This is a genomic window from Limnohabitans planktonicus II-D5 (assembly GCF_001270065.2).
Lineage (GTDB): Bacteria > Pseudomonadota > Gammaproteobacteria > Burkholderiales > Burkholderiaceae_C > Limnohabitans_A > Limnohabitans_A planktonicus.
The window spans coordinates 177,237-200,690 of the sequence record NZ_LFYT02000001.1 but is presented as its reverse complement, the minus strand read 5'-3'; the positions used below and the strand labels follow the sequence as shown (position 1 = coordinate 200,690).

The 23,454-nt window shown below is 56.2% G+C and carries 20 protein-coding genes; 17 read left to right on the top strand and 3 right to left on the bottom strand.

Going from position 1 to position 23,454, the window contains the following annotated elements:
- Positions 1-358: 358 nt before the first annotated feature.
- Positions 359-2,569, bottom strand: coding sequence for a heavy metal translocating P-type ATPase (locus H663_RS21105; protein WP_053173176.1), 2,211 nt, complete (start codon positions 2,567-2,569; stop codon positions 359-361).
- A gap of 66 nt (positions 2,570-2,635) precedes the next feature.
- Here H663_RS21105 and H663_RS21100 point away from each other — a divergent pair, with 66 nt between their 5' ends.
- The 8 genes from H663_RS21100 (at position 2,636) to minE (ending at position 7,201) form a co-directional block, all read left to right on the top strand.
- On the top strand, positions 2,636-2,833 hold the full coding sequence (locus H663_RS21100) for a heavy-metal-associated domain-containing protein (protein WP_053173175.1): 198 nt from the start codon (positions 2,636-2,638) through the stop codon (positions 2,831-2,833).
- A gap of 24 nt (positions 2,834-2,857) precedes the next feature.
- Complete coding sequence (locus tag H663_RS21095) at positions 2,858-3,052, top strand: YgaP family membrane protein (protein ID WP_053173173.1); 195 nt, start codon at positions 2,858-2,860, stop codon at positions 3,050-3,052.
- Between the two features lie 281 nt (positions 3,053-3,333).
- Positions 3,334-3,831, top strand: coding sequence for a Spy/CpxP family protein refolding chaperone (locus H663_RS21090; protein WP_165803834.1), 498 nt, complete (start codon positions 3,334-3,336; stop codon positions 3,829-3,831).
- 143 nt (positions 3,832-3,974) lie between these two features.
- Entirely contained in the window at positions 3,975-4,829 is an 855-nt protein-coding gene (locus H663_RS21085; protein WP_053173169.1) for a DUF2189 domain-containing protein, read from the top strand.
- The gene (locus H663_RS21080) at positions 4,829-5,038 is read left to right on the top strand and encodes a DUF2788 domain-containing protein (protein WP_205872658.1); all 210 of its coding nucleotides are present in this window, start codon (positions 4,829-4,831) and stop codon (positions 5,036-5,038) included. The genes H663_RS21085 and H663_RS21080 overlap by 1 nt, the downstream gene beginning before the upstream one ends.
- A gap of 288 nt (positions 5,039-5,326) precedes the next feature.
- The gene (minC, locus tag H663_RS21075) at positions 5,327-6,091 is read left to right on the top strand and encodes a septum site-determining protein MinC (RefSeq protein ID WP_053173165.1); all 765 of its coding nucleotides are present in this window, start codon (positions 5,327-5,329) and stop codon (positions 6,089-6,091) included.
- A 33-nt stretch (positions 6,092-6,124) separates the two neighbouring features.
- Complete coding sequence (minD, locus tag H663_RS21070) at positions 6,125-6,937, top strand: septum site-determining protein MinD (protein WP_053173163.1); 813 nt, start codon at positions 6,125-6,127, stop codon at positions 6,935-6,937.
- Between the two features lie 3 nt (positions 6,938-6,940).
- Positions 6,941-7,201 carry a cell division topological specificity factor MinE gene (gene minE / locus H663_RS21065; RefSeq protein ID WP_053173161.1) on the top strand — a complete coding sequence of 87 codons (261 nt, stop codon included), beginning with the start codon at positions 6,941-6,943 and terminating at the stop codon, positions 7,199-7,201.
- 855 nt (positions 7,202-8,056) lie between these two features.
- Here minE and H663_RS21060 read toward each other — a convergent pair.
- A complete protein-coding gene (locus tag H663_RS21060; RefSeq protein ID WP_053173159.1) occupies positions 8,057-11,593 on the bottom strand; it encodes an indolepyruvate ferredoxin oxidoreductase family protein in 3,537 nt (1,178 codons plus the stop codon).
- 120 nt (positions 11,594-11,713) lie between these two features.
- Between H663_RS21060 and H663_RS21055 the strand changes: the two genes are divergently transcribed.
- Positions 11,714-12,187 (top strand): Lrp/AsnC family transcriptional regulator, encoded by a 474-nt coding sequence (locus H663_RS21055; protein WP_053173157.1) that lies wholly within the window; start codon positions 11,714-11,716, stop codon positions 12,185-12,187.
- A gap of 3 nt (positions 12,188-12,190) precedes the next feature.
- Here H663_RS21055 and H663_RS21050 read toward each other — a convergent pair whose 3' ends face one another.
- A complete protein-coding gene (locus H663_RS21050) occupies positions 12,191-13,501 on the bottom strand; it encodes a Glu/Leu/Phe/Val family dehydrogenase (protein WP_053173155.1) in 1,311 nt (436 codons plus the stop codon).
- A 339-nt stretch (positions 13,502-13,840) separates the two neighbouring features.
- Between H663_RS21050 and mnmG the strand changes: the two genes are divergently transcribed.
- The 8 genes from mnmG (at position 13,841) to H663_RS21010 (ending at position 23,450) form a co-directional block, all read left to right on the top strand.
- A complete protein-coding gene (gene mnmG, locus H663_RS21045; RefSeq protein WP_053173153.1) occupies positions 13,841-15,811 on the top strand; it encodes a tRNA uridine-5-carboxymethylaminomethyl(34) synthesis enzyme MnmG in 1,971 nt (656 codons plus the stop codon).
- Positions 15,808-16,461 carry a 16S rRNA (guanine(527)-N(7))-methyltransferase RsmG gene (gene rsmG / locus H663_RS21040; RefSeq protein ID WP_053173151.1) on the top strand — a complete coding sequence of 218 codons (654 nt, stop codon included), beginning with the start codon at positions 15,808-15,810 and terminating at the stop codon, positions 16,459-16,461. The genes mnmG and rsmG overlap by 4 nt, the downstream gene beginning before the upstream one ends.
- 611 nt (positions 16,462-17,072) lie before the next feature.
- Complete coding sequence (locus H663_RS21035; protein ID WP_053173149.1) at positions 17,073-17,690, top strand: LysE family translocator; 618 nt, start codon at positions 17,073-17,075, stop codon at positions 17,688-17,690.
- 19 nt (positions 17,691-17,709) lie between these two features.
- Complete coding sequence (locus H663_RS21030; RefSeq protein WP_053173147.1) at positions 17,710-18,480, top strand: ParA family protein; 771 nt, start codon at positions 17,710-17,712, stop codon at positions 18,478-18,480.
- A 22-nt stretch (positions 18,481-18,502) separates the two neighbouring features.
- Complete coding sequence (locus H663_RS21025; RefSeq protein ID WP_053173144.1) at positions 18,503-19,036, top strand: RBBP9/YdeN family alpha/beta hydrolase; 534 nt, start codon at positions 18,503-18,505, stop codon at positions 19,034-19,036.
- Positions 19,037-19,038: 2 nt separating this feature from the next.
- Complete coding sequence (locus H663_RS21020) at positions 19,039-19,950, top strand: ParB/RepB/Spo0J family partition protein (protein WP_053173624.1); 912 nt, start codon at positions 19,039-19,041, stop codon at positions 19,948-19,950.
- Positions 19,943-21,700, top strand: a complete 1,758-nt coding sequence (locus tag H663_RS21015; RefSeq protein WP_133239931.1) for an ATP-binding response regulator — start codon at positions 19,943-19,945, stop codon at positions 21,698-21,700. Before H663_RS21020 ends, H663_RS21015 begins: the two co-directional genes overlap by 8 nt.
- A gap of 4 nt (positions 21,701-21,704) precedes the next feature.
- The gene (locus H663_RS21010; protein ID WP_053173141.1) at positions 21,705-23,450 is read left to right on the top strand and encodes an ATP-binding protein; all 1,746 of its coding nucleotides are present in this window, start codon (positions 21,705-21,707) and stop codon (positions 23,448-23,450) included.
- Positions 23,451-23,454: the final 4 nt, after the last annotated feature.

The window sequence follows — 23,454 nt, the reverse complement described above, 5'->3', positions numbered from 1 at the left end:
ATGCTGTTGGTCGGCTGTCGAAAGCCCCGACATGGGCCTGTGCCGAAACCCACCATGTCGGACTCTTCGAGTGCCGACCTACAAGATCCATGCTCAAAGATGTTGCAGGTCGGCGGCCGAAGACCCCGACATGGGCATGTGCCCAAACCCACCATGTCGGACTCTTCGAGTGCCGACCTACAAGATCCATGATCAAAGATGCTGCAGGTCGGCGGTCGAAGACCCCGGACATGGGCCTGTGCCCAAACCCACCATGTCAGACTCTGCGAGTGGTGCCCTGCGAGATGACATTTCTCACACATTTCATACTTGAGCGTACCGGATCCCAACAGGCTGGAAAAGGCCTGTTGTGGGCAGCTCAGCCTTTGGGCTTCCAGCGTTTGAGCAGCAGGGCGTTGCCCATCACGCTGACTGAACTCAGGGCCATGGCCCCCCCTGCAATCACCGGATTCAGGAAGCCCATGGCCGCCAGGGGAATGCCCGCCACGTTGTAGGCGAATGCCCAAAACAGGTTTTGCCGGATCTTGGCCACGGTGCGCGCCGAAATGTCGAGCGCCGCGCCCACCAGGGCGACATCACCACGCATCAGGGTGATGCCTGCCGCATGCATGGCCACATCGGTGCCGTTGCCCATGGCCAAGCCCACATCCGCGGCGGCAAGGGCTGGTGCGTCGTTGACCCCATCGCCCACCATGGCCACAATGCGGCCGCCTTCTCGCAGTTTTTGCACCTGCGCGGATTTGTCACCGGGCAGCACATCGGCCAGAACTTCGCCGTCTTCAGGACGCAGCCCCAAACGGCGCGCCATGGCCTCTGCTGCAGCCTGGTTGTCGCCAGAGATCATGACGAGTTTCAAACCCCTCTCGCGCAATGCGGCCAGGGCCTGCGCAGCGCCGGGCTTGGGTTCATCGCCAAATGCCATCAAGAGCAGACCCTGCACGCCTGTGTGACTGCGCTCAGCCAGTGCTGACAGCGTGGCGCCAACCGGCTGCAATGACTTGATTTCATCTGCCCACAAGGCGCTGTCCAGGCCTTCTTGCTGCAGCCATCGGAGGCTGCCCAGCATCAGGTGGTGGCCATCGACCGTGGCTTTCACGCCTTTGCCTGGCACAGCGCTCACCTCTTGCGCGCTCATCAAGCTTTGGCCTTGTTCCAGTGCAGCGCTCAGCACTGCACGGGCTAAGGGGTGTTCGCTGCCGCTTTGCACCGCTGCAGCCCAGGCCAGCATGGTTTGGCCATCTTGCCCAGGTGCTGGAACTTGGTGCGTCAGGCGTGGCTGGCCCACCGTGAGGGTGCCGGTCTTGTCAAAAGCCACGGTTTGCACCTGGTGTGCAATCTCCAGCGCTTGAGCGTCCTTGATCAGGATGCCGTGTTGGGCCGCCACGCCCGTGCCCGCCATGATGGCCACCGGTGTGGCCAAGCCCAATGCGCAAGGACAAGCGATCACCAGCACAGCCACCGCATGGATCAAGGCGGTCTCAAATGAGGCCCCCATGAACATCCAGACCGCCAGGGTGATCAATGCCACCACCAAGACCACGGGCACAAAAATTTCAGCCACTTTGTCCACCAGGCGCTGAATGGGGGCTTTGGCCGCTTGCGCGTCTTCCACCAGCCGGATGATGTGCGAGAGCACGGTTTCATGACCGACGGCACTGATGCGCATCAAAACCCGGCCATCGCCATTGATGGAGCCCCCCGTGAGTTGTGACCCCATGGCTTTGGAGACCGGCAAGGGCTCGCCCGTGAGCATGGCTTCATCCACCTGGGTTTGGCCTTCAACCAGTTGGCCATCGAGGGGAAAGCGCTCGCCCGGGCGCACCACAATCAGATCACCCACCAGAATTTCATCCACAGGCACATCGACTTCGCCGTCTTTGCTGATCCAGTGGGCTTTGTCAGGGCGCAGCGCATGCAGGGCTCGAATGGCTTGAGTGGTTTGACGTTTGGCTCGCGCCTCCAGCCACTTGCCCAGCAGGACCAGGGTGATGACCACGGCTGAGCCTTCAAAGTACAGATGCGGCGCGTGACCCGGATGGGCCGTGAGCCACAACCAGACCGACAGCAGCCACCCGGCCGTGGTGCCCAAGGCCACCAGCAAATCCATATTGCCCGTGAAGGCTTTAAGGGCGTGCCACCCAGCCATGTAAAAGCGTGCGCCCAAAATGAATTGCACGGGCGTAGCCAAGGCAAACTGCAGCCAAGGTGGCACCATCCAGTGCTGTCCCCACAGATTCCCGAGCATAGGCAAGACCAAAGGCGCTGAGAGCAGGAGGCCAAACGCCACCGGCATGAAGCCCGACCAAGTGGACACGTTTTGCGCCGCCTGCACCGCCTGTGGGGTGAGGGGCTCGTAACCTGCATCGCGAACAGCTCGCCGCAAACGGGCCTCACTGACTTCTTTTGATTTCACGGTAATGCGGGCCGATTCAGTGGCCAGGTTGATGGTGGCCAAGGTCACACCAGGCACTTTGTTCAACGCCTTTTCAACCCGCGACACGCATGAGGCACAGGTCATGCCCCCAATGCCGATGTCGATGGTTTGGGGTTCGTTGTTGATCTTTGTCATGTTCAAAGCACCTTTTTTTATCTATGCTTGATAGATACCCGTGAGGGTTTATTTGAATCACACATCATGAACCAGATTTTCACTGTTGAGGGCATGACGTGCGGCCATTGCGAAAAGGCCGTGACCCAGGCTCTGTTGGCTGTGGACAGCCAGGCCAAAATCACGATTGACCGGCTACACAACACCGTGCAAGTTGAATCTGAAAAGCCCCGTGACGCTTTGGCACAGGCCATTGCTGAGGAAGGTTATCGCGTCACTGTTTGATTTTTTCACTCTGAAGGAGTCGTCATGACCCAAAACATTGGTGGTATTGAACGCATCGTTCGCGTGCTGGCAGGCCTGATTCTGGTGGGCTTGACCTTGACCGGCCACATCGGCGTCTGGGGCTGGTTGGGACTGGTGCCAATAGCCACTGGCCTGATCGGCTGGTGCCCGCCCTACAGCTTGCTGGGCATCAACACCTGCAAAACCAAACAACATTGATCAGGCACCCTGAAGTTTGGAATGTGTGAAACATGTCAATGTGCAGGTCGGCACCCGCAGAGTCCGACATGATGGGGGTTGTCACAGGCCCATGTCGGTGTTTTCAACCGCTGACCCACAACATCTTCAAACATTCAAAACTTAACAAGGCCGAATCCATAGTTGTTTGAGCTGTCATCTTCTGCAGGTCGCCGAACATGACACACGAGTGTCTGCACAACTCATGCCCAGCTCATGAGTGCAGCACACTGACTGCGTCTATCACTGAAAGGATGTTTGCCATGAAATTTCTTCGCTCCCCCATGATCACCGCCAGTCTGATGCTCAGCCTGTCGGGGTTTTCCTTGGCGCAAAACGCACCTTCCAATTCACCCACAGCGCCTTCAGCACGCCCAGATCGCATGCAACACATGCGCCAGAACATGGAACAGTTCAACAGCAAAGACTTGGCTGATCTCCATGACAAACTGAAATTGGCTCCTGGGCAATCCGCTGCCTGGCAAGCTTTTTCACAACACTTGCAATCAACAGCTCCGGTTTTTCCACGGCCTGATCCTGTCGCCATGGCCAAACTCAGCACACCCGAACGCCTTGACCAAATGCTTGCGCACAAAGCGCAGCGAGACGCTGTGATTCAAAAACACGTGGACATCACCAAAAATTTTTATGCCGATCTGAATCCCGAACAAAAGAAGATTTTTGATGCGGAAACCTTCAAGCACATGCATGACAGACGCGGCAACATCTATTTTGGTGGAGGGCGTTATTGGCGTTATTGAAGCGCATGGTCAATCAAGCGCCTTGTGTTTGACATGACTTCAAAACACAGCTACCCGTTCTGAACGGTTAGCGTATTGGATGTCACTTTCATGAATTGACACACATCAATACCTGAACATCAGTGCTTGGCTAGGCTTGCCCAATGACGCAACACCACCCGCCACAGACGGATCAGACACGTTCTGAACGCCATTTACCCCTCATCTTGCCCATCACGATGGACCAACCTCTGCATTGGTTGGCATTGGGTTTCAAGGACATGACGCGCTCGCCCCTATTGAGCATGATGCATGGTCTGATTTTGGCCATTTGGGGTGCTTTGATCACCTTGTTGGCGCACGACAGATTTTGGTTGCTCGCTGGGGCCCTGTCTGGTTTTTTGGTCATCGCACCGGTATTGGCCACCAGCCTGTATGCCATGAGCCGCGCCATGGAAAAGGGGGAAAAGGTCGATTTGGGTTTATTGATCGACACCTGGACGCATTGGCAATTGAAGCTGCGCCATGAACCGGACAGCTATTGGAGCCTGATCCGCTTTGGCATTCTTTTGAGCTTGGCGGGCACCGGCTGGGTCATCACGTCTGCGGCCCTGATCACCTGGCTGGCACCCGCCCCCATTCACACCCCCATCGACTTCATCCGCCTGGTCGTGCTCAGCAAAGACAACCCCTTGTTTGAAATCTGGCTCGGACTGGGCGCAATGATGGCCGCTCCGGTGTTTGCCTCCAGTGTGGTGTCCATGCCTATGCTGCTGGACCGCCGTGTGACGGTATTGCAAGCGGTCCTGACGAGCTGGAATGCCTTGCTGACTCACCCAATTCCCATGGCACTGTGGGCTTTTTTGCTGATGGGTTTTTGTCTGCTGGGCATCTTTTCGCTGTTTTTGGGTTTGATTCTCATCGTGCCCATGCTTGGACACGGCAGCTGGCACGCCTACCGTGCGCTGGTGGATGTGAGTGAACTTCAAGAACGATTGAATGCGCAGGGTGAACGGTGATGTTCGGCTTCACAGAAGAAGAATTTTCCCTGTTTGGCATGACAGTGGGTGTGGCGGCTTTCATGCTCTACATGTTGTTCATCATTGGCCAATTGGCTTGGGAATCCAAAGCTGGAAAATTTGGAACCTTTGTCATTTTCCTGGGTCTGGCTTTCGGCATGCTCGGCTTTGTGGCCAAAGGCATCATTCAATGGGTGATCTCGAGCTGATCCCCGTGTATCCACAACCCTGTGGATAAAAAAAGGGTAAGTCTCAACTTATCCACAGGCTGTTGGCAACTTTCCAAGTTGTTCATATTTTGAAGACATCTCAAAAGCACGGGCACCCACATGCTTGCGGATGCACTAAGTGATTGTCAGATTTAAAGAAAAATGCCTTGTCCACACCCAAGCGCTTCCCTTATCTACTACTGCTATTTTGATATTTAAAACTATAGAGAAACAACAAAGAACAACTGCGCTGTTAAGATTTGCTCCTTTCCTACCGTTTACGGCACCATGGCCATCGTTTCAGAAGCCCCAATTTCTCACTGTTACGACATCAAAAGCGCTGACTTGCCAGTGCTGGCTTTGTTGCTCAAAACCACGGACATTCAAAGCCTTGGTCGAGCTTTGACGCAGCAATTGGCTGACAGTCCTGGTTTTTTTGACCAAGAACCCGTCATCATTGATGTCAGCGCTTTGCCAACAGACCCGCAAGCGCCAGTTTTGGATTTGCCATCACTTTTGAATCTCCTTCGTGAACATGCATTGGTGCCATTGGCCATCAAAGGTGCTCAGGAGGCGCTGCTGGCCTCTGCCCAGGCCCTGGGGCTTGTCAATGCATCAGATGCCCGTATACGGCGTTCTGTGCCTGCTGCTGAAGCCCTTGAAGCGGTGACCACGCCCCCACCGCCTGCTGCACCTGCTGCGCCTTTGGGTGCTTTGGTGATTGACAAGCCTTTGCGTTCAGGCCAGCAGGTTTATGCCAAAGGTCGTGATCTGGTGGTGTTGGCGGTTGTCAATCCAGGTGCCGAAGTGATTGCTGATGGCAGTGTCCATATTTATGGGGCTTTGCGTGGCAAAGCCATTGCAGGTGCGCGCGGCAATGTGAATGCCAGAATCTTTGCGCAATCGATGGAGCCAGAACTGGTATCGATTGCTGGTGTTTATCGCACCAGCGAAAATGCACTGTCAAAAAATGTTTTGGGCCTGCCTGCACAGGTTTGCCTGCAATCTGGTGCTGAGGGTGACAAGTTGTTGATCACCCCTTTGCAACCTTGAAATTTTTTTCCTTTTGTCCAAGAAAGATTCCCCATGGCAAAAATCGTCGTTGTGACTTCCGGCAAAGGTGGTGTGGGCAAAACCACGACCAGTGCCAGTTTCGCTACAGGCTTGGCCCTCAAAGGCTTCAAAACTGCGGTCATCGACTTTGATGTGGGCTTACGCAATCTGGACCTCATCATGGGCTGTGAGCGCCGTGTGGTCTATGACTTCATCAACGTGATACAGGGTGAGGCCAATTTGAACCAGGCCTTGATCAAGGACAAACAATGTGAAAACCTGTATGTCCTGGCCGCTTCTCAAACACGCGACAAGGACGCTCTGACTCAGGAAGGCGTTGAAAAAGTGCTCAACGATCTGAGCACCATGGGCTTTGAATACATCATCTGCGACTCGCCAGCCGGCATTGAAACCGGTGCCTTGATGGCCATGCACTTTGCCGATGAAGCTTTGGTGGTGACTAACCCTGAAGTGTCTTCAGTGCGTGACTCAGACCGCATTTTGGGCATGCTGGGCAGCAAAACCAAGCGTGCTATCGATGGTTCTGAGCCGATCAAGGAACATCTTTTGATCACCCGCTACAACCCCCATCGTGTGGAAGATGGTCAGATGTTGTCTTTGCAAGATATCCAGGATATTTTGCGCATCAAACTGCTGGGCGTCATTCCAGAGAGTGACAAGGTCTTGCAAGCTTCCAACCAGGGCACACCAGCGATCCACATGGCCAACACGGATGTGTCTGAAGCCTACAAAGATGTGATCGATCGTTTCTTGGGTGAAGACAAACCCATGCGTTTCATTGACGCTGAGAAGGCAGGTTTTTTCAAGCGTCTTTTTGGAGGCTAAGTCATGTCCCTCCTTTCATTTCTTGCAGGCGAAAAAAAGCAAACGGCCAGTGTGGCCAAAGAACGCCTGCAGATCATCCTGGCGCACGAACGCAGCGGCCGCAATGCCGCTGAGCCTGACTACTTGCCTGACTTGCAACGGGAGTTGGTGGCCGTGATCAGCAAGTACATCAAGATCAATTTGGAGGACATCAAAGTCAATCTGGAGCGTCAGGACAATCTTGAGGTTTTGGAAGTCAAGATTGAGTTGCCTGACTCTCGCTGACAACGATCGTCAAGTCCTGATAAAAAGCCATGCGAGAGCATGGCTTTTTTGTGGGTTGGACATGATTGATTCGGCTCTGTGAAGTGTTCAATATCCAAAGATTTTGCAGGTCGGCGGTCAAAGACACCGACACGGGGCCTTTGTTTAAACCCACCATGTCGGACTCTTCGAGTAGCGACCTACGAGATCAATGCATCAATGATGCTGTAGGTCGGCGGTCGCAGACCCCGACATGGGGCGTGTGCTGAAGTCAACAATGTCGGACTCTTCGAGTACCGACCTACGAGATCAATGCTCAATGATGCTGTAGGTCGGCGGTCTTAGACCCCGACATGGGGCGTGTGCTGAAGCCAACCATGTCGGACTCTTCGAGTAGCGACCTACGAGATCAATGCATCAATGATGCTGTAGGTCGGCGGTCGCAGACCCCGACATGGGGCGTGTGCTGAAAGCCACCATGTTGGACTTTTCGAGTACCGACCTACGAGATCAATGCTCAATGATGCTGTAGGTCGGCGGTCGCAGACCCCGACATGGGCCTGTGCTGAAACCCACCATGTCGGACTCTTCGAGTACCGACCTACGAGATCAATTCATCAATGATGCTGTAGGTCGGCGGTCGCAGACCCCGACTTGGGGCGTGTGCTGAAACCCACCATGTCGGACTCTTCGAGTACCGACCTACGAGATCAATGCATCAATGATGCTGTAGGTGGGCGGTCGCAGACCCCGACATGGGGCCTGATCCGAAGCCAACCATGTCGGAGTCTGCGAGTGGCGACTTGCGAGATATCACTTCTCACACATCTCAAACTTCACTGTGCCGGATCTAAAAGTGTCCGCCAGGCATCAGCTTCAAATGGCTGACAGAGAGGCCCACATCGCCCGTGCGGCTTTGAGGTTTCGTTCCTTGACGTGGCCGAAACCTTTGATGTTTTCGGGCACTTGCGCCACGGCCAGGGCGTGTGCGTGGCTGTCGTGGCCTATGTTGGACATGACTTTTTCAATGTGCTGCATGTATTCTCTGATCAAGGCGCGTTCTGTGCGGCGCTCTTCGGTGTAACCGAACACATCGAAAGCGGTGCCGCGCAAAACTTTGAGAGGCGCCAGCCCTTTGAAAGCGGTTTGCATGAAGGGGCCGAATTTTTGTTTGACCAATTCACCCTTGTTGTTGCGCTTGGCCAGCAGGGGGGGCGCCAGGTGGTAATGCACCTTGAAGTCGCCTTCAAAGCTTTGTGCAATGCGGTCCAGAAAAGCTGTTTGCGTGTGTAGGCGGGCGACTTCGTATTCGTCCTTGTAGGCCATCAGTTTGTAGAGTTGGCGCGCCACGGTTTCGCTCAGCGTTGTTTTGCCCAAAGGGGTTTCTGCCATTTTGACGCGTTCCACGAACACACGGTAGCGTTCGGCATAAGCCGCATTTTGGTAGTCGGTCAAACGCGCAACGCGCTGGGCCACGATCTTATCGAGGGTTTCACGCTTTTTGAAGGTGATGGCCTGTGCGGGCTGCACTTGCTGCATGAGCTTGTCCAGATGGTGCGCCGCGTGGCGTCCCCATTCAAAGGCCGTCAGGTTGTTTTGAACTGCGACTTCATTGAGCTCGATGGCACGCACCAGGGATTCATGGTGCAGGGGAATCCAGCCTTTTTGCCAGGCATAGCCCAGGATCATGGGGTTGACGTAGATGGTGTCACCCATAAGTTGTTTGGCCAGCAAGTCGGCATTGAAGGTGCCGACGCCTTGCTCACCCACCTGTTGGCTGATTTCAACCAGGCATTGCTCCGCCGGGTTTTCCCAGTTGCCGTTTTTCACGAACGCTGCTGTGGGCGTGCTGCTGCTGTTGAGGGCCACATGGGTGCGGCCTGGGCGCATGCGCAACAGCGTTTCTTTGGACGCGGTGACGATCGGGTCGCATCCCAAAATGAGATCGGCTGCAGCCATACCCACCCGGGTGGTGCGGATGTCGCTTTGTCTGTTGGCCACCAGCACATGGCTCCAGGTGGCACCGCCTTTTTGTGCCAAGCCTGCCGCGTCTTGCGTGACGATGCCTTTGCCTTCCATGTGTGCCGCCATGCCCAGCAGTTGGCCGATGGTGATAACCCCTGTGCCCCCCACGCCTGCCACCACCATGCCCCAGGGGTGCGTGGTGTCTGGCAGTGTGGGTTCAGGCAAGGTGCCCAGAAAAGCGGGTGCGAGGGAGTGTGTGACGAGGGTCGATTTCTTTTTGAACTGACCGCCTTCCACGGTGACAAAGCTGGGACAAAAGCCTTTGAGGCAACTCATGTCCTTGTTGCAGGTGCTTTGGTTGATGGTGCGTTTACGGCCCAGCTCGGTGTCCAGCGGTTCTACCGACAGACAATTGGATTGCACGCTGCAGTCGCCACAGCCTTCGCAGACTTCTTCGTTGATCATGACCCGAACAGCCGGGTCAAGCAGGGTGCCGCGTTTGCGGCGGCGGCGCTTTTCAGTGGCGCAGGTCTGGTCGTAAATGATGACGGTGGTGCCTTTGATTTCGCGCATCTCACGCTGGATGCGGTCGAGTTCGTCGCGGTGAAATACCTGCACGCCTTCAGCCAGCGTCACGCCTTGGTATTTTTCCGGTTCGTTGGTCACGACCACGGTGCGCTGAGTACCTTCTGCTTTCATGCTTTGTGCAATCTGCAGCACGCTGTGGCCTTCGGGGCGTTCACCAATTTGCTGGCCGCCGGTCATGGCCACGGCGTCGTTGTAGAGGATTTTGTAGGTGATGTTCACACCCGACGCCACGCTTTGGCGAATAGCGAGCAAGCCGCTGTGGAAGTAGGTGCCGTCACCCAGGTTGGCAAACATGTGTTGTTCGTTGCTGAATGGTTGTTGTCCTGTCCACGGCACGCCTTCGCCGCCCATCTGGGTAAAGCCCACGGTGCTGCGGTCCATCCAGATGCTCATGAAGTGGCAGCCAATGCCGGCCATGGCGCGCGAGCCTTCGGGCACTTTGGTGGAGGTGTTGTGCGGGCAGCCCGAGCAAAACCAGGGCTGACGTTCGGCTGCAGCGCCCAAGGTGAGCGTTTGCATGGCTTGTTCTTTGTTGTCCAGCACCGCCAGATGGGCATGGATGTGTGCCGTGGTGTCGCTGTCCAGACCCATTTTCTGGAGTCGCTTGGCAATCGCCCGGGCAATGATGGCGGGCGTCAAGTCGGCATTGGCTCGCAGCAAAGTGCGCTCGGTCGGGTTGGGGATGGACCATTCACCGCCTGACACGTCGCCTTCGCCTTCATCAAACTTTCCCAGGATGTTGGGGCGCACATCGTCGCGCCAGTTGTAGAGTTCTTCCTTGAGCTGGTATTCGATGATCTGGCGTTTTTCTTCGACCACCAGTATTTCGCGCAGCCCGGTGGCAAATTCGCGTGTGGTTTGGGCTTCAAGCGGCCAGACCACATTCACCTTGTGCAGGCGTATGCCCAATTGGCGGCAACGCTCGTCATCCAGACCCAGGTCGAGCAGGGCTTGCCTTGTGTCGTTGTAGGCTTTGCCACTGGCGATCAGGCCAAAGCGATCATTCGGGCCTTCAATCACGTTGTGGTTGAGTTTGTTGGCGCGGATGTAGGCCAGCGCTGCATACCATTTGTAGTCGAACAGGCGCGCTTCTTGTTCCAGCGCGGTATCGGGCCAGCGGATGTGCACGCCACCCGGCGGCATGGAAAATTCGGGCAACACGATCTGCACGCGTTCAGGGTCGATGTGTGCGGTGGCACTGGATTCGACGATTTCCTGAATGGTTTTCATGCCTGACCAGACGCCTGCATAGCGGCTCATGGCAATGGCATGCAAGCCTTGGTCGAGGATGTCTTGCACGCTGGCCGGGAAAAAGACAGGCAGTCCGCAGGCCTTGAAGATGTGGTCGCTCTGGTGCGCTGCTGTTGAGCTTTTGGCCACATGGTCATCGCCAGCGACGGCCAGCACACCACCCCAGGGTGTGGTGCCTGCCATATTGGCGTGTTTGAACACATCCGAACAGCGGTCCACACCTGGGCCTTTGCCGTACCAAATGCCGAACACGCCATCGAACCGGTTAGAGCCTGCGGGTGCAAAGCCCAGTTGCTGTGTGCCCCACAGTGCGGTGGCGGCCAGTTCTTCGTTCACACCGGGCTGGAAGACGATGTTTTGCGCTTTCAGGTGGTCTTTGGCTTTCCACAGGGACTGGTCATAACTGCCCAGCGGTGAGCCCCGGTAGCCGCTGATGAAGCCGGCAGTGTTCTTGCCTTGCAAAGCGTCGCGCTGGCGTTGCAGCATCGGCAGTTTGACCAGGGCCTGCACGCCGCTCATGAAGGCGCTGCCTACGTCGAGGCTGTATTTGTCGTCCAGCGTCACGGTTTCTAAAGCCTGGCGGATCGAATCGGGCAATGGGGCGTTCATGGGGATGTCCTGCAGATGAAACTTGTGGAACAGTGTAGGCCGATGCCCCAGACATAGGCTTGCTTTATGTGACAGGATTTGCCCTATGATTTGAAAGAATCTTGCTAAAAAAGTTGAATTATGGAAACATTGGATAAATTTGACTGGGCCATCTTGAATGAACTGCAAAAAGATGGCAGATTGACAAATGCCGAATTGGCGCAGCGTGTGGGCTTGTCGGCTGCGCCTTGTTGGCGGCGTGTGCGTGCATTGGAAGTGGCCGGAGTGATCAAGGGCTATCGCGCTGAAATTGACCGGCAAAAGGTGGGCCTGGATGTGTTTGCCTTTGTGCGGCTGGATGCTGAGCGAAACCGGGGTGACGTGACGCGTCAACTCGAAGAAGCGATCCTCAAAATACCGGAGGTGATTTCCTGTCACTACATCAGCGGCACCGGCACTTTTGAACTTCAAGTGGTGTGCCGTGATTTGAATGCCTTCAGCGTGTTCGCTCGTGACGTGTTGCTGAACTTGCCCAATGTCAAAGACCTGCACACCAGCTTTTCCCTGGGCGAGGTCAAGGCCGCAGGGGCCTTGCCTTTGTATGCTCTCAAATGAAGGTCAAGGGTACAAGCCCCGCAACTCTCGCGCTTGCAAAATGCGCGAGCACGCCACGATGAATGTGGCGGTGCGCAGACTGACCTGGTGTTCATCGGCGACGTGCCAGATGGCGGCAAAGGCTTCGCGCAGAATGCGCACCAGTCGGCCGTTGATGTCGTCTTCGCTCCAGAAGAAGCTCGAAAAATCCTGCACCCATTCAAAATAACTGACCGTGACGCCCCCTGCGTTGGCAATCACGTCGGGCACGACCAGGATGCCCCGTTCATGCAGGATGTCGTCAGCTTCTGGCGTTGTGGGCCCGTTGGCCCCTTCAATCACCATGCGTGCCTGGATTTGATAGGCGTTGGCGGTTGTGATTTGTTGCTCCAAGGCGGCCGGAATCAGGATGTCGCAGCGCACGCTCCAGAACTGTTCATCAGGGATCACTTCTGCAAGCTCAAACCCTTTGACACTGCCCGCTTGCGCCACATGCGCCAGCAGGGCAGGCACGTCCAGACCCGCTTCCTTATAAATCGTGCCGCCATGGTCTTGCACAGCCACCACCAGAGCGCCTGTTTGGGCAAACAATTTGGCGGCGATGCCCCCGACATTGCCAAACCCTTGGACGGCGACACGGGCGGTCTGGATGTCCATGCCGATGTGTTGTGCCGCTTCTTGCGCCACGGTGAACACACCCCGGCCGGTGGCTTCACGCCTGCCCAGTGAGCCACCCAAGGCAATGGGCTTACCTGTGACGACGCCTGTGGCCGTGGAGCCTTCATTCATCGAGTAGGTGTCCATCATCCAGGCCATGGTTTGCTCGTTGGTGTTGACGTCAGGCGCAGGAATGTCTTTGGTGGGACCGATGATGATGCCAATCTCGCTGGTGTAGCGGCGCGTCAGGCGTTCGAGTTCACCGCGTGAAAGCGTTTTGGGGTCGACGCGGATGCCGCCTTTGGCGCCCCCAAAAGGCAGGTTGACCGCAGCGTTTTTGACCGACATCCAGGCCGAAAGGGCCATGACTTCGGACAAGGTCACATCCTGGTGAAAGCGCACGCCCCCTTTGCCGGGGCCTCGGCTGGTGTTGTGCTGCACACGGTAACCCTCAAAGTGGGCCATGGTGCCGTTGTCCAGTTCGATGGGCACATCCACGATCAATGCGCGTTTGGGTCGTTTGAGGGTTTCGACCCAGCGTGAAAGCTTGCCCAAATAGGGCGTGACGCGGTCAACTTGTTGAAGGTAAATGCCCCAGGGACCGACATGATCGGCATTGAGGTAAGAGGGCAGGGCGTGTTGGCTTGTGGCGGTATGGCCTGCGACAGGGTTGGACATGGTTGGTCTTTCGTGAATCTGACCGATCGTCAGTGATGCGAGATGTTATGGAGACCATGGTGCCCTGTCCAAGGCTTCTTGGCTGTTAGATCATGCGCTTTGTGCATAAACCGGTGGACTCGGCCCTGTGAAGTTTTCAATGCTCAAGCATGTTGTAGGTCGGCGGTCAAAGACCCCGACATCGGCTTGTGCAGAAACCAAAAATGTTGGATTCTGCGAGTAACGATCTGCGACTAAATACCTGCCTGTAAAATAAGCAGATCAGCCCGGCCCGTGGCAGGCCAGGCCCATGGCGCAGGCGGCGCCTATTTTTTGGCCTTTCAACGAGGCAGATATTTCATGCTTTACCCTCAAGAATTCGACGTGATCGTGGTCGGTGGCGGCCATGCCGGCACCGAAGCGGCATTGGCCGCAGCGCGCATGGGCAGCAAGACGCTCTTGCTCAGCCACAACATCGAGACGCTGGGGCAGATGAGCTGCAACCCCAGCATTGGCGGCATCGGTAAGGGCCACTTGGTCAAAGAAGTCGACGCCCTGGGTGGTGCCATGGCGCTGGCCACGGATGAGGGCGGTATCCAGTTCCGTATTCTCAACAGCTCCAAAGGTCCGGCTGTGCGTGCCACCCGAGCCCAGGCCGACCGCATCCTCTACAAAGCAGCCATCCGCCGCATGCTCGAGAACCAGCCCAATCTGTGGCTGTTCCAGCAGGCAGTCGATGATTTGATGGTTGAAGGCGACCGCGTGGTGGGCGCCGTGACGCAAGTGGGCATCCGTTTTCGTTCGCGCACGGTGGTGCTGACGGCCGGCACTTTTTTGGATGGCAAGATCCATGTGGGCTTGCAGAACTATGCTGCCGGCCGAGCGGGCGACCCGCCGGCTGTCAGCCTGTCGGCACGCTTGAAAGAACTCCAGTTACCGCAAGGGCGCTTGAAGACCGGCACACCGCCGCGTCTGGATGGCCGCACCATCGACTTTTCCAAGTGCAGCGAGCAGCCCGGCGACGGCATGCCTGGCGGCATGAACCCTGATGATGGCGTGCCCGTGTTCAGCTTCATGGGCAATGCGCAAATGCACCCTCAGCAAATGCCTTGCTGGATCACCCACACCAACGAGCGCACTCACGACATCATCCGCTCCGGCTTTGACCGCAGCCCCATGTTCACCGGCAAGATCGAAGGCGTGGGCCCGCGCTATTGCCCGAGCGTCGAGGACAAGATCAACCGCTTTACTGACAAGGACAGTCATCAGATTTTCTTGGAGCCCGAAGGTCTGACTACGCACGAGTACTACCCCAACGGCATTTCGACCAGCTTGCCATTTGACATCCAGTACGACCTGGTGCGTTCGATGAAGGGACTGGAAAACTGCCACATCCTGCGCCCGGGTTACGCGATCGAATACGACTACTTTGACCCGCGTGCGCTGAAAAACAGCTTTGAGACCAAGCAGATACAAGGCTTGTTCTTTGCGGGTCAAATCAACGGCACAACCGGTTACGAAGAAGCTGCAGCCCAAGGTTTGTTTGCGGGCATCAATGCCGCGCTGCAATGTCGAGGCGAATCGGCCTGGACGCCTGCACGCGATCAGGCTTATCTGGGTGTGTTGGTGGATGATCTGGTCACGCAAGGCGTGACCGAGCCCTACCGCATGTTCACCAGCCGTGCCGAGTTCCGATTGCAATTGCGTGAGGACAACGCCGATGCCCGCCTGACAGAAGTGGGCCGTCAGATGGGTCTGGTTGATGATGCCCGCTGGGACGCTCTCAGCCGCAAACGCGATGCTGTTTCACGTGAAACAGAACGCTTGAAATCCACTTGGGTTAACCCTCGCAATTTGGTAGCAGAAGAATCGATCCGGGTTTTGGGCAAGGCGATTGAGCATGAGCACAACTTGTTTGACTTGCTTCGCAGACCCAATGTGACTTACCAAGCGCTGATGTCTTTGGATGGTGGTCGCATGGCTTGTGCAGATGTTTCACGTGAAACACTGGGTGACCTCAGTGAAACGGTGATCGAGCAGGTTGAAATTGCCGCCAAATATTCGGGCTACATTGACCGCCAGAAGGGCGAAGTGGAACGTGCGGCTTTTTATGAACACCTGCGATTGCCTGAAACCCTGGATTACATGCAGGTCTCAGCCTTGTCAATTGAAGCCCGCCAGAAGTTGGCCAAGCACCGCCCTGAAACCTTGGGCCAGGCTTCACGCATTTCTGGCATCACGCCAGCCAGTGTGTCGCTGCTGTTGATTCACCTGAAGAAGGGTGGGTTCAAGGGTTTCATGAATCCTGTGGAAGAAAGCCAAAACGCATGACCGATACCTTGGCCCATGGCTTGAGCACCGGTGTGCAGGCGATGAGCTTGAACTTGTCAGCTGAACAGCAGCAACGCTTGCTGGATTACATGGGGTTGATCCAGAAGTGGAACAAGGTCTATAACTTGACAGCCTTGCGTGATCCCGCGGAGATGCTCACACACCACCTGCTCGACAGCCTCACAGCCATTGCACCATTGACCCGTCATACGCTGGGCGAGCCCATACGGGTTTTGGATGTGGGGTCGGGTGGGGGTTTGCCAGGCGTTGTTTTGGCCATCTGCATGCCCGAACTCCATGTGACCTGTGTGGACACAGTGGCCAAAAAAGCGGCCTTTGTCCAGCAAGTGGCCGCGAGTTTGAAGTTGACGAATTTGAAGGGTTTGCATGCACGCGTTGAGTCATTGACAGAGCCTTACCAGGTCATTTGTTCGCGTGCCTTTGCTTCATTGCCTGACTTTGTGAACTGGTCTCGATCGGCTTTGGCTGATGGGGGGGTGTGGATGGCCATGAAAGGCAAACACCCGCAAGACGAAATCGATGCCTTGCCATCAGACGTGAAGGTGTTTCACGTGGAACCATTGACCGTACCTGGCCTGGATGTCGAAAGGTGCATGGTCTGGTTGAAGCCTTCGTTGAGCTTGGTCTGAGGGTTGATCCGTCACCAGTTTCAGAAGCGTGGTTGAAGAAAAATTCCGGAGATGATCGAAAATCATAATTCTCTACAGATTCAGCCTGATGAGCGCTTAGCAGTGCTGCCAGTTGGGCGAATGATGTGGGAGCTTGAACTTCAAGCGAAAAGTCTGTGGTCCTCAAGCGTCAGATCGCCAGCAGGGCTATTGATCAGGCACGCTGAAGTTTGAAATGTGTGAGACATGTCATCTCGTAGGTCGGCACTCGAAGAGTCCGACGTTTGGCCGCTTCGGCACAGGCCCATGTCGGGGTCTACGAGTGCCGACCTACAAGATCTTTGGGAATTGAAAACTTCACAGGGCCGAATCCATAGCTCCAACAAGGTGCAAGATTGAAGTCACTCTGCAGACTTCAAAGGGCCGGATCGATCTTCATCAGCAGCGCTATCACCTTCCATAGAAGATGCGGTTTACACACATTGCCACAAGACATTTTCTGCTCTCCTAATCCGACAGATAAACGGAAGACTTGAACAAATTGTGTTTCACGTGAAACACGCGCGATTCTTGGCGGTGTCTGTCGACAATTCACTTACACTTGCCACTTTCCCTGACCCAGAAAGCAGCGCATGTTTTTCGGTATTTCAGATTACGGTTCGTTTGTAGCCGCCATCATTTTGTTTTTGGCCATCCCCGGCCCGGGCAATCTGGCACTCATCACGTCAACGGGAAAGGGTGGAATTGCGGGGGGCCTGGGTGCTACGCTCGGCGTCATCGCCGGTGATCAGGTGCTCATGTGGCTGGCAGTGGCTGGTGTGGCCACAGTATTGGCCACCTACCCCACAGCTTTTGCGGCCGTGCAATGGACAGGTGCACTCTATTTGGCCTGGCTGGGCTGGAAGATGTTGATGGCCAAACCGGGTGATGCGCCAGTTTTGAACATCCGGCCTCGGCACTATTTTCAACAAGCTGTGGCGATCACGCTGCTGAACCCTAAGGCCATTGTTTTTTACATGGCGTTTTTCCCCTTGTTTGTCGACCCCAAGCATCACCTGGGTTTGATCAGTTTTGCCGCCATGGCAGCGACCATCGCGGGTTTGACCTTTCTTTATGGATTGGGCATGACGCTGTTGACGCACCATCTGGCAGCCCACATGCGGTCTAATCCACAGATTGGACGCTGGCTCGAAAAGCTGGCTGGCATTTTTCTCATCGGTTTCGGCGTCAAGCTGGCCATTTCCAAATAACTGAATCGGACGACTCACCATGGCGAAAATCTTTTGCATTGCCAACCAAAAGGGCGGCGTCGGTAAAACCACCACTTCCGTCAACCTGGCCGCAGGCCTGGCCAAATTGGGGCAACGCGTTTTGCTGGTGGATCTGGATCCGCAGGGCAACGCCACCATGGGCTCGGGCATCGACAAGCGCCAACAGGTGCTGAGCGTCTATGACGTGTTGCTGGAGTCGGCGTCGGTCAATGAGGCGGTGGTGCTGGCTGATAAATGCGGCTACCACGTCTTGTGTGCCAACCGAGAGCTGGCGGGTGCCGAGGTGGAACTGGTTCAATTGGAACGCCGTGACCAACGACTCAAAAATGCCATGGCTTTGGTGGATGGCCAATACGATTTTGTGCTGATTGACTGTCCGCCATCCTTGTCCATGCTGACCTTGAACGGCTTGTGTGCAGCCCACGGCGTGATCGTGCCCATGCAGTGCGAGTACTTTGCGCTAGAAGGTTTGACCGATCTGGTCAACACCATCAAGCAGGTGCATGCCAACATGAACCGCGACCTGAAGATCATCGGTTTGCTGCGCGTGATGTTCGATCCGCGCATCACCTTGCAAATGCAGGTGAGCGACCAGCTCAAGGCGCATTTTGGCGACAAGGTGTTTGACTCCGTCATCCCGCGCAATGTGCGATTGGCCGAAGCGCCCAGCTATGGCTTGCCAGGCGTGGTGTTCGATGCTGCTGCACGGGGCAGCCAGGCCTATGTGGAATTTGCGCAAGAGTTGGTCAGACGTGCCCCCACCCTCTGACAGCACGTCGGACACGCAAGCCATGACAAGCGTTTTGATTTTGCCCGGCTGGCAAGGCAGTGGTCCTGATCACTGGCAAATGCATTGGGTGCGCGCGCATGGATACACCGAAGTGGTTCAAAACGATTGGCTGCGCCCAAGGCGTGGCGATTGGCTGGCACGGCTCGATGAAGTGGTCATCGACGCGCCCGGCCAGGTGGTGTTCGTGGCCCACAGCCTGGGCTGCATCTTGGTGGCAGCGTGGGCCGCATTGTCCGCGCACACCCAGCGCGTTCAAGGCGCTTTGCTGGTGGCACCCGGAGATACAGAAGCGCCCGAACTCAAAGAGCGACTGCCCGGTTGGTCACCCATCGTGCGCCAGCGGCTGCCATTTGCCAGCATCTTGGTGGGCAGTCAAAACGATCCCTTTTGCCGTGCAGATCGGGCACAAGCACTGGCCCATGACTGGGGTGCCCAGTGGGTCGACGCCGGGCAGGCCGGACACATCAACGCAGACACCTCGCTGGGCCATTGGCCACAAGGCCATGCGCTCTTGCAAACACTCATGAAGGAATGACCATGGTCACCAAAAAACCCAAAGGCCTTGGCCGAGGACTCGAAGCCCTGCTCGGACCCACAGTAGAAGACACGCCCACGCTCAGCGCCGAAAGCGGCATGCCCAGTCAGCTCAAGCTCGACCAGATGGTGCCCGGCATGTACCAGCCGCGCACCCGCATGGACGAGGGGGCCTTGTACGAATTGGCTGAATCCATCAAGGCCCAGGGCATCATGCAGCCGATTTTGGTCCGTCAACTCACTGACGGTCTCAACGCGGGCAAATACGAAATCATTGCGGGCGAGCGGCGCTTTCGCGCCTCCAAGCTGGCCGGTCTGACCAGTGTGCCAGTGCTGGTGCGCGACGTGCCCAACGAGGCCGCAGCGGCCATGGCGCTGATTGAAAACATTCAACGTGAAGACCTCAACCCGCTCGAAGAAGCGCAAGGCCTGCACCGCTTGATCAAGGAGTTTGGCCTCACGCACGAGTCTGCCGCACAAGCTGTGGGCCGTTCACGCAGCGCAGCCAGCAACTTGCTGCGCTTGCTGAATCTGGCCGATCCCGTACAAACCATGCTGATGGCGGGCGACCTGGACATGGGTCACGCCCGCGCCTTGCTGTCGCTGGACAAGGCCGCGCAGATCACCGCGGCCAATCAGATTGCTGCCAAAAAATTGTCAGTGCGTGAGGCGGAAAGTCTGACCAAAAAACTGGGTGCCGAGTTCAATCTGGTGCCCCAAAAGCCCAAGAAGGAAAAATCCCGCGACATCCGACGGGTGGAAGAAGAACTGTCCGATTTGCTGATGGCGCAGGTCGAAGTGCGGGTCAAAAAACGCGTCAAGCGCTTGGGCAAAATTGAAGAGATGGGCGAGTTGTCCATCCAGTTTGGCTCACTCGACGAACTCAATGGGTTGATCGAAAAGTTGCGTGGATAAGCAACACCGTCTGATGTTCAACACGCCGATGTTCATGCGCAAAGGGCGTTCATCTTTGGTCGCAGACGCGCAGTTGTCCAAAAGAAAGATCTTGGCCATCTATTTATTGGCTGTGGGCCTGACATCGCTGTTTTTTTATCTGATTCCACCGGGCTACTACAACCGAAACGCCAATTTGGCCATCAGCATCACCATGGGTGTCTTGATGCTGTTGGCAGCTCAACGCAGGCTCTACAGCGTGTTGGTTCACTTGGCCACACTCAGCAGTTTGGTGCTGATCATCTACATTGCGAGTCAGTCAGGGGGGATCAATTCGACGTCCATTGTCTGGCTCAATGTACTGGCCTTGCCCGTCCTGCTATTGCTGGGGCCAGCAGTCACCGTCATCTGGATTGCAGTCATCCTGAGCACGATCCTGGCTTTGTATTTGGCCACGCTCAATGGCTGGGTGGACAGTCAGGCCGAGATCACCCAGCAAGCCATACCTTGGGCATTGATGAACAACATGCTGGCCATCGGCAATTTGATGCTGGGTGTGCGCTTGTATGAGCACTTGCATGAAGAACAATTGAAGCAACTACATCAGCGCAACGAAGAACTCAAGGCCACCCACCACGCATTACTGCAAGCCCAGGCCCACAAAGACGAATTTGTAGCAGCCGTAGGCCACGAACTGCGCACCCCGATGAACGCCATTTTGGGCTTCAACGGCGTGTTGCGACAGGAGCTGGCCGACCAGCCACAGCAAGTTGAAGTGGTGGACCACATCCGGCGCTCCACCATGCATTTGCTGCGGGTCGTCAATGACATCCTGGATTTTTCCCAGCTGCAAGCGGGCCAATTCATGCTGCATGAGGTCGACTTTGAATTGGCAGGCCTCATGCAAGAAGCGCTGCAAACACACCAGCAAAAGGCCATGGAAAAAGGCCTGAGCTGGAGCGGAGAACTCGACCCTCACCTGCCCCAGCGCGTGCACGCTGACCGTCAACGGCTGTTGCAAATTCTGAGCAACTTGCTCGACAACGCCTTGAAGTTCACCGCAAGTGGCTCGGTCCAGCTGCGATTGTTGGCCCGGCAAGATCAGTTGCGATGCGAAGTCATTGACACGGGGCGCGGCATTGCGCAGTCGCAGCAAGTTCACATTTTCAGCCGCTTTGAGCAGGCCGACGTGCAAACCACCCGCACCTATGGCGGCACCGGACTGGGTTTGTCAATCTGTGAAAAACTGGTCACCCTGCATGGTGGCCACATCGGGGTGATCAGCCAGCCAGGTGAAGGTGCCGCATTCTGGTTTCAGGTGCCCCTGAAGGTGGCGCGCACCGTGCAGACGCCCTCCACAGCGGTCTTGTCCCCGCTGGCACAAGACCTGCGCATTCTGGTGATCGATGACAACAGCATGAACCTGATGGTGGCGCGTTTGCAATTGCAAAAATGCTGGCCCAAAGCCCACATCGTCACGGCCGAAAGCGCAGCCCAAGCCCTGCAGCTGCTCGATGAACAAGGCTTTGATGTGGCCCTGATCGACATGATCATGCCCGACATGGACGGCATGGCATTGACGCAACAGATTCGACAACAGTTTCCGGCCATGACAGCACGCATGCCCATCATCGCCTTAACCGCCAACACCAACCCGGTGGACAGGCAGCGCTGCCTGGATGCCGGCATGGACGATGTGCTGGCCAAACCCATGGACTTGTCCAGCTTGGTGAACAGCGTGAGCCGCCACATCGTGCGTGCCAGAGGATAAAGGCATGAGCGGTCCCAACTTTGCGCTCAGGATCTTGGACAAGGTCATGAACACGCTGCCCGTGTTTTATCGGCAGGGCAAGATGCCTTACGTGTTTTCGTTCGTGATGCTGGTGGTCACCGTGCTCTTGCTGTACGTGGGCATCAGTCCCTATCAAAACGCGACGCCGATGTTCCTGTCGATGGCGGTCTTCTTGTTGATGCTGCTGATCCTGCTGAACTTTGGCATGCCGTTGGCATGGGGCGTGCACATCGGCACCTGTGCAGGCGCATTGGTCTTGTTTTTCAGCGCCTGGAGTTCAGGTGGCGTGTTCTCACCCCGTCTGGCGTGGTTATTGATATTGCCTTTGACCCCTTTCTACGTGATGGGGCGCAAAGCGGGCACCTTTTGGCTGATCATGGTGTGGCTCATGCAACTGAGCATGGCCGCCTGCAACCACTACGGCCTTTTGCCCACATTTGAGCAAGGCCTGCGGCATGCGCTCTCATCATGGGTGACTTACACCCTGGTCACAGGCGTGTTGATCATCGTGCCCCTGATCTATGACCGCATGCACCTGAGGGCCCTGGAAAGAAGTTTGCGCTATCAGCAAGAACTGGTGGCCAAACGCCAGGAGTTGGAACACACCTTGCACATGCGTGAGCACTTCATCGCCACCGTCAGCCACGAGCTGCGCACGCCGATGAACGCCATCTTGGGCTTCAACAGCTTGCTGCTCTCCCGCGTCAAGGACAAGCCAGAAGCGCTCAAGGTGCTCAACCACACCCGGCAATCGGCCGATCACCTGATGACCGTGATCAATGACATTCTTGATTACTCACAACTGCAAGCCGGGCAGTTGGTCATACAGCCCGAAACTTTTGAGCTGCGCCCTGTGGCTGAACATGCCTTTGAGTTGTTTGGCCCTCGTGTGAAAAGCATGAAACTCGACTACCACATCGAGATCGACGAGGCGCTGCCCCAGTGGGTGCACACCGACCGCCACCGCCTCATGCAAGTGCTGGTCAATTTGCTGGGCAATGCACTCAAATTCACCCACCAAGGCTCGGTGGTCTTGAAGCTCCAATGGGAAAACCCAGGCGTGCTCTTTGCCGTGCAAGACACCGGCATTGGCATTGCCAAAGAACGCCAAGCCCAGATTTTCAAACGTTTCAGCCAGGCTGAGGGTGATATTCAATCGCGCTACGGTGGCAATGGCCTGGGCCTGGCCATCTCGCAAAAACTGGCGCACCTGTTGGGTGGCGAGATCGGTTTTGAAAGCGAGCCTGGGCAAGGATCGCGTTTTTGGTTGCGCCTGCCCCTGGAGGCTGCAAAGCCCCCAGAGCACAAACCGAACCTGGTCAAAACCGCTGTCCAAACCAGTCACAAACGTTGGTCATTCCTGATTGTGGATGACCATCCCCTGAACCGTTTGCTGGTCAAACAGGTGCTGCAAAACGCCTGGCCCAACAGCACCATTTTGGAGGCGGTGGACGGTCAAAAAGCCCTGGATACACTGCGTGAACAGCCTGTAGACCTGATTTTGATGGACATGGTCATGCCGGTGATGGACGGCATTGTGGCGACAAGCACTTTGCGCCAGACCTTCGGCGCACCGCATAATGCGCTGCCCGTGCTGGGCATGACCGCCAACGTCAATCCCTTGGATCTGGAACGCTTCAAAGCGGCGGGTTTGAGTGATGTCATGCTCAAACCGTTTGAGCCGGAGGTCTTGTGCGGCAAGATCGACCAATTGCTGAGCAAAACTTGAATTT